We start from the raw sequence: 5,082 nt of genomic DNA, 5'->3' as shown, positions 1-5,082 counted from the left end.
ACCTATGTAAAAATTGTCGCCCATAAATGCCTTATCAGGTAAGCCCAGCGGATAAGCCATTTCAAATTGCAGCGCATCCCGTACGCTAAATAATATGGCTTCCTCTTCTAATTTTTGGCTTATCCCCCTCAAACTGGAGTAATCGTCCAGCACATAGAATCCCCTTCCGAACGTACCTAATACCAAATCATTATGATCTTCCTGAATGGCAATGTCGCGCACGGCAATGGTAGGCAAGCCGCCTTTTAATTGTTTCCATTCCCCTCCCTGGTTGTCCGAAAAGAAGACTCCAAATTCAGTTCCCACAAATAAAAGGTTGGGATCCACATGGTCTTCCTCAATGGCATAAGCGGACCCTCTTTCAGGTAGGTTGCTGCTTATGTTCCTCCAGGTGGCTCCCTTGTCTCTACTTATGTAAACATAGGGTTTAAAATCCCCGTTTTTATGGTTGTTAAAGCAGGCATAGACCACATTTTCATCGTGTTTGGAAGCGAAAACGGCGTTTACATAGGTGCGCTCAGGAACACCGGCAAAGCGCTCTGCTCTTCGCCAGTTGCTGCCACCGTCTTCCGTAATCTGAATCAAACCGTCATCCGTGCCCACATAGAGCAAGTTTTCATTTTTAGGTGATTCAGAAAAAGCCACGATGGTGCCGTAAGGCGAGGTAGACTGGTTCTTCATCACAGCATCAATGCCCCAGATTCTGCCCATTACGGGAAGTTTATTGCGGTCCAGTTTACGTGTGAGGTCATCGCTGATAACATCCCAGCTGTTGCCCCGGTCATCACTTTTAAACAGTTTGTTAGCGGCAAAATAGACCCGGCCAGATCTATGCCGACTTACCGCCAGAGGGGCGTCCCAATTCCAGCGATAGCTGTTCTCCCCTTTTCTTTCTTTCGGCTGGATACCCTTTTCTTCCCCGCTCATTTTATCGTAGCGCACCAGGACACCATACTGTGACTGCGCGTAGATAATGTTAGGGTTTTCAGGATCTACCTGGGACTCAAACCCGTCACCTCCATGGGTAATAAACCAGTCGAAGTTGTTGGGTCCGTTATCACTGACCGTCCTCGAAGGTCCCCCCAGGCTGAAATTGTCCTGTGTACCACCATAAATATTGTAGAAGGGTTGGGCATTGTCCACAGCCACCTTATAAAACTGGGTAACGGGTAAGTTGGGTTTGAACGACCAGTGCTTGCCGGCGTCCCAGGATTCATACACCCCACCATCATTACCCGAAAGTAAATGCTTATTGTTATTGGGGTTGATCCAGATCACATGGTTGTCAATATGCTTGTAGTCTTCTCCCACATAGTCAAAAGTTCTTCCGCCGTCACTGGTAACCCGCATCCAGTTGTTCATGGCGTAAACACGGTCCGGATCTACCGGATCGGCGATGATCTCCTGGTAATAATTGCCACTGGTGGCGTAACCGCTTCTCTTCTCCCAGGAAGCACCCCGGTTGGTGGAAATAAAGAAACCGCCCTTCCCCTCTGCAGCTTCCACGATTGCATAAATGTATTCCGGGTTGGCAGGGGAAATCGCCAGGCCTATTCTACCCAGCATGGTTGAAGGCAGGCCTTTATTGATTTCCTTCCAGGTATTTCCGCCATCCTCAGACTTATGTAAACCTGAACCTGGCCCGCCGCCGATATAGGTAAAAACATGACGCCTTCTCTGGAAGGTAGAGGCATACAGTACATCAGGATCCCGGGGATCCATCACCACATCATTAACTCCGGTATGCTCGTCAACTGTAAGTAGGGCCTTCCAGGTTTTTCCGCCATCTTCTGATTTGTACAGGCCCCTGTCGCCTCCAGCACTCCAAAGCGGACCAATGGCCGCTACATATACTACATTGGAGTTATCCGGATGGACAATGATCTTCCCAATATGTTCGGAATTCTTCAATCCCATATGCTCCCAGCTTTTGCCCCCATCAAGCGACTTGTAAACGCCATCCCCGTAGGCAACACTGCGCTGGTTGTTGTTCTCTCCCGTGCCCACCCAAACGATGTTGGCATTGTTGGGGTCCAGGGTGATGCAACCAATGGAATAGCTTCCCTGTGCATCGAAAATAGGCTGGAAGGTATTACCGGCATTGATGGTTTTCCAGACACCTCCTGAAGAAGTGGCGACGTAATACTCATTGAAATCGTCAGGGTTGACCGCCAGGTCTGAAATGCGCCCAGAAGTAAGTGCAGGCCCCAGACTCCTGAATTTCAAGCCGGAAAGATTGGCCTCCTCCAGGGCCGATGAGGTGGTTTTTGAAGTTGATTGTTTTTTGCGCTGTGCTGTCAGCGTAAGGGTGCAGAACACAAGTAATAGCAGAATTATATTTCTCATTTTTATAAAGAAAGATTGGTAAATTGATTTTCCTGGTAAGTTATCGATTATTCCCTTTCCAATGCCCCTGAAAAAATAAAATCTGTATGTCAGATTTAGCTTTTTGACTTATCGCATCGTCTTAAAAATGCAGCGTAGGAGTCGGTTGTTCATACTGGACCTTCCCCCTGGGATGCACGAGTAAAGTCTTTTGGGATATGTTTTAATGTTTCATCCTTCACTATTAACTCGTTTACGAACAACTAGGAACCAAACATTTTATGACTTATATCATAGGCACGGCCATAGGGCTGTTCGACCTTTGTTTACCGAAAAGAACGCGAATAGCCACCATGGATCAAGCGAAAGATTACAAAAGCGAACTACTTAACATCTGTGGTCCTAATCCAATACTAACTTCTCCTATTCCCTTTTAATATGGCAACAAAGAACAGAAACTTCGTTATCCTGGGCGCAACGCTTATTCAATTGGCACTCGGTGCTATCTATGCCTGGCCCGTATTTACTCCCGTGCTAAAAGATGCTAACTGGAGCAAGACCGAAACGCAGATCGTATTTGCGGTTGGACTGGCCATGTTTGCCCTTTCCATGATATTCGCAGGAAAGAAAATGAAAAGCTGGGGACCCCAGAAGCTTTCGGTACTCGGGGGTATTATCCTTGGACTGGGCTACCTGGCTGCCGGACTGTTTGGGGCTACAGACTTCATCACCCTGCTGATAAGTATTGGGGTAATAGGAGGTATCGGGATCGGACTGGCCTATGTGGTACCTATAGCTGTAGGGATTCAATGGTTTCCGAACCGCAAGGGCATGATCACGGGGATCGCCGTAGCCGGATTCGGTTTCGGGGCCCTGTTCTGGGTTAAAATCGCCGGATCCTGGGGGGACCTGCTCACCTCGATAGGCATCGCCAACACTTTTATGGTTTACGGGGTGCTCTTCCTGCTGATGATCCTGGTGGGAAGCATCTGGATGAAGAACCCACCAGACGGCTGGGAACCCGAAGGTGGTATCAAGAAAGTCCCGGGTCAAACCACGGCTTCGGAAGCCGTAGAGATGAGCCCCAGGGAAATGCTGCGCACCCCGCAGTTCTATATGATCTTCCTGACCTTTGCGTTTAGTGCAGGGGCCGGACTGATGTCTATCGGTCTAATGAAACTATACCCCATGGAGGCACTTATGGAAAATGGCTTTTCGGAGCTCAGGGCCAGTGCCATTGCTGGTAGTGCCATCGCCATATTCTTCAGCCTGGCCAATGGTTTGGGAAGGATCCTTTGGGGGGTAATCAGCGACGCCCTGGGCAGGAGAAAGTCGCTCATCATCCTGACCTTTACGCAGGGAGTGTTTGTCATCCTGTTCACCTATATGGCGGGCACAGAGCTACTGCTTTACCTGGCAGCCACATTGATTGGCTTTAATTACGGTGGGCTCTTTGCCCTATTCCCAGCGACTACAGCGGATGTATTCGGGGCCAAAAATGTGGGGCAAAATTACCCCTATGTGTTCCTCGCATATGGCTTTGGTGGAATTTTCGGGCCCATCCTGGGCGGCTACCTCGGTGACCTTGGTAATTTCCCAGCGGCCTTTACGATTTCAGGTGTTTTGGTATTACTGAGTACCCTGCTGATGTATTTTGTAAAACATGTAAAGAAGGTTTAAGTTTTTCATTGCACAGCCCCGATCGCAGGTAATTATACTGACCGAAGTATGTAAGTAAATATTCCGGTTCTTTTCCCTATTTTTGATCGATTTTTTAATTCGATCATGATCATGAAGAAATTCATCTGGATGTTCCTCGCCCTAGCATGGGCCTGCAACGCCACGCAAAAATCCGCAGATACGGCAGAAGTAAAGGACGCAGAACAAGCGGCTATCTATTATGCCAAGTCCATAACGGAAGAAGAGCTTAAAGAGCACCTGTATACCTATGCCTCCGACGAATTTGAAGGGCGGGAAACAGGTAAAGCGGGTCAAAAAAAGGCGGTAGAATACATAAAAGCCCATTATGAGGGACTCGATATTCCAGCTGCGCAACCCAATGGGGAATATTTCCAGAAAGTACCCCTGGAAATGTCTAAACTCCCAACCGGTTCTATAAGCATCGGGGATCAGGAATTCCAGATAGGAAAAGACCTGCTTGCGTTTTCTTCCCTGATGGGGACCTTTAATGAAGTAATTTATGTGGGCTATGGCATTGAAACAGAGACCTATTCGGATTACGAGGGTCTCGATGTCTCAGGCAAACTGGTATTGATGAAATTCGGGGAGCCCCAAAACCAGGATGGTTCTTATGTGATTTCTGGTTCTACAGAGGCCTCTGCCTGGAGCAATATGTCTGAAGCGGTAGGGAAACGCACCGAAGTGGCCCAGGAAAAGGGGGCCAAAGGCATCCTGTATTTTGATCCTGTGAACTACGGCCGCTATAACGGATATTACCAGTATATGGAGCGCAATAATAGCGGTAGATTATCCCTGAAACAACCTGAGGATATTCCTACCGTGGTTTTGGTAGGTCAGGAACTGGCCGATGCCCTCCTGCCGGATCTTCAGGGGATCACATCTGCCCAAACCATTGCAAAATCCCTCGCTATAAAATTGCAGAGCGCTAATGAGGCCGTGGAATCGGAAAACGTCGTTGCCGTAATGAAGGGGACTAGCTTTCCGGAGGAGTATGTGGTCATCTCTTCGCACCTTGACCATATTGGCGTGACTGCGGACGGGCAAATCAATAACGGA

General features: G+C 48.3%; 3 protein-coding genes. 2 read left to right on the top strand and 1 reads right to left on the bottom strand.

Annotation, left to right across the window (positions count from 1 at the left end; translation table 11 throughout):
* The coding region (locus AC4E7D_RS11485; protein ID WP_490173933.1) for a WD40/YVTN/BNR-like repeat-containing protein at positions 1-2,346 on the bottom strand (2,346 nt) is incomplete at its 3' end.
* A 417-nt stretch (positions 2,347-2,763) separates the two neighbouring features.
* On the opposite strand from AC4E7D_RS11485, the gene AC4E7D_RS11480 reads away from it, so the two are divergent.
* Together AC4E7D_RS11480 and AC4E7D_RS11475 are read left to right on the top strand one after the other, a co-directional pair.
* Complete coding sequence (locus AC4E7D_RS11480; protein ID WP_490173932.1) at positions 2,764-4,005, top strand: L-lactate MFS transporter; 1,242 nt, start codon at positions 2,764-2,766, stop codon at positions 4,003-4,005.
* Positions 4,006-4,116: 111 nt separating this feature from the next.
* A partial coding sequence (locus tag AC4E7D_RS11475; protein WP_490173931.1) for a protease-associated domain-containing protein occupies positions 4,117-5,082 on the top strand: 966 nt, incomplete at its 3' end.

It is taken from the genome of Lentiprolixibacter sp. (assembly GCF_982873095.1).
The sequence above is the reverse complement of the archived record's forward strand: the minus strand, read 5'-3'. Positions and strand labels throughout refer to the sequence as shown.

What these genes read in the sequence shown, in the direction of transcription:
- AC4E7D_RS11480 (WP_490173932.1), top strand. Translation starts at nt 2,764, where the DNA reads ATGGCAACAAAGAACAGAAACTTCGTTATCCTGGGCGCAACGCTTATT.